This is a genomic window from Marinifilum fragile JCM 15579 (assembly GCF_001310955.1).
GTDB lineage: Bacteria > Bacteroidota > Bacteroidia > Bacteroidales > Marinifilaceae > Marinifilum > Marinifilum fragile.
On record NZ_BAZX01000064.1, the window covers coordinates 1 to 2,529 of the forward strand.

The following is a 2,529-nucleotide window of genomic DNA, read 5'->3' on the forward strand; positions in this document are numbered from 1 at the left end:
AAAAAAAGATTCAACATACATTTTAGAATTTGAATTCGAATCTTATGACAGTTGGATTAATTTTAAGTTGATAAACGATTCGACAATTACAGCAAACTATACGGGATTCTCAGAAACAGGTCATGAGAAATTTAATTTTAAGCATATATTTCAAAGCAAATAAAAATAAGAAACAACAAAAGTTAAAATTAAAGAGTGGTAACACCCATAAAGATAATGTAACCCACCCTAGCACGAGCTTGTAGCTCGTGTTTTACAAAAGCAATAAAAAGAATAAACGAACTGCTTGTTTTCATTTGTAAGTTATGGGCAAACCAAGAACCTAAGCGCAATGCAAACTACCTGAATGATTAAGATTTTCACGAACCATACAAACAGGCTGCATGGACTAGATCACTTAAGGGCAATTGCAATTATTCTCGTGATGATCTTTCATTATGGGAGAGGGATTCCTGAGTGGTTAGAACCAATTCGAAAAATAGGATGGACCGGAGTCGACCTGTTTTTTGTTTTGAGTGGTTACCTGATCGGCTTTCAGCTTTTAAAAGAATTTAAGGGCAGTTCAAAAATCAATTTGAAGCGTTTTTACATGAAACGTTTGTTTAGGATTGTTCCGGCCTATTTAGCCATACTGGTATTGTATTATTCATTGGGTAGTTTAAGGGAAGGTTCGGGATTACCACCATTATGGAAATTTCTAACTTTCACACAAAACTATGGACTCGACAGCCAAACACAGAAATCATTTTCCCATGCATGGTCTTTATGTGTAGAGGAACAGTTTTATTTACTAATGCCTATCAGCATAATTCTGTTTTTTCAAACTCGATTACAAAAACTAGCTCCATACCTGATGCTTGCCTTAATTGGAGTAGGTATTTTACTTAGAATTTACAATTGGAATGAGTTTGTTCAGCCTTTTATCGAAAGTGGTAGTAGGAGACTGATGGTGCAAGGACTTCTCGAAAAAGTATATTATCCAAGTCATAACAGAATGGATGGATTGATCATTGGTGTATTGATCGCATCAATTTTTAACCATAAACCAGGCTGGCAAAATTTTTTAAACAAATATGGAAACCTTAGTCTTTTATTGGGGCTTGTTTTATTCCTGCTTGCCTATCAAGTTTGTGAAAGTCTCCTTTCATTCGAAGCAATGGTTTATGGATTACCCTTGATATCATTAGCTTATGGTTTTATTGTGATGGGAGCCATTAGTCCCACAAGTATTCTTTACAAGTTAAAATCTCGATTCACTTTTGTTATGGCAACATTATCCTATGCCATTTACCTAAGTCATAAGCAGGTTTATCACTTGGTGAAAATCTTATTGGCAGATATCGATAATGAATTTATTCAGCAAAATGTATTCTGGATTTGTCTGATCCTTGCTGTAATAGGCGGATTGATATTGCATCTGTTCATAGAGAAACCATTTATGAAACTAAGGGATCGAATATTAATTGGAAATGAGAAGAAGCAAGAGATCAGAGGGAAGTTAATTTTAAATTATATAAAAAACATTTGGAGATAAAAGGCCGGGGTATAAGCAGACCCATTGCTGACCTAAAAGAACAATCATGAAAAAAATTAAATTTGATAATTGGAGAAAATACGGATTTGAGTTTTTGTCAATTTTTATTGCTGTTGTTTCTGCATTTGCATTAAACAATTGGAATGAAAACAGGAGAGATGCTCTATCTGAAAATAAAATTCTTACAGAAATATCAAATGGCCTCGAAAAAGACTTGAGTGATATTAAATTGAATGAAAATGGTCATCGGGATGGAATTTCTGCCTGCAACTTTTTTAGAAAAGCATTTACAGGAAAGAACATAAACGCTGATTCTTTGATGTACCATTACTTAAAACTTACGCGCGATTTTGTATCCATTCAGAATATAGCCGGATATGAAACCTTGAAATCAAAAGGGCTTGAATTAATTAATAATGATTCATTAAGACTTCAAATAATCACGCTCTATGAGTATGACTATAATACTTTAAGGAAATTAGAAGAGGAGTATTCGGAAATGCAATTTCAAGAAAATTATTTCAAAGATATTAATGAAGAATTAGCCCCACACTTTAAGATTGACAGTCTTGGCAATGTTAATGGAATTGATTTGCCCCTGAAAATTCAAGAGAATAAAAGAAATAAGCTACTGATTTACCTGTGGAAGATTCAAGAAAACAGAAACTTTATTCTTGAATATTATTCAGAAATTGAAGAGAAGATTGATAAAGTCAGGAAAAATATCAACAATGAAATAAAACACTAGTAGATTCCTTGCTGGTGAGTTATGTTATCGCATTCTATTTTTAGAATTGAACCACAGGCGAGAATTGGTGCAGTAACATGAAGACCAAATCACGCCCCTGCTAGCCGAGCTTGTTGTTGGTGTTTTGCGAAAGCAAAAGTGAAACGAAGAATAAACCTAATTGCTTGTGTTTGTTTACAAATTGTCTACTATATACTCCACAGAATATGAAAATTTTGAGTTTAATCTTTACATTATCCTTTCTTCA

2 protein-coding genes are annotated in these 2,529 nt (G+C 33.4%); both read left to right on the forward strand.

From position 1 onward, the window contains the following. Window positions 1–346 precede the first annotated feature (346 nt). Window positions 347–1,534 (forward strand): acyltransferase family protein, encoded by a 1,188-nt coding sequence (locus tag JCM15579_RS19865; RefSeq protein WP_083464789.1) that lies wholly within the window; start codon window positions 347–349, stop codon window positions 1,532–1,534. 46 nt (window positions 1,535–1,580) lie between these two features. Continuing rightward, window positions 1,581–2,282, forward strand: a complete 702-nt coding sequence (locus tag JCM15579_RS19870; protein ID WP_054723040.1) for a hypothetical protein — start codon at window positions 1,581–1,583, stop codon at window positions 2,280–2,282. Window positions 2,283–2,529: the final 247 nt, after the last annotated feature.

Coding starts and splice junctions, on each gene's coding strand:
- JCM15579_RS19865 (WP_083464789.1), top strand. CDS start 347: ATGATTAAGATTTTCACGAACCATACAAACAGGCTGCATGGACTAGAT.
- JCM15579_RS19870 (WP_054723040.1), top strand. CDS start 1,581: ATGAAAAAAATTAAATTTGATAATTGGAGAAAATACGGATTTGAGTTT.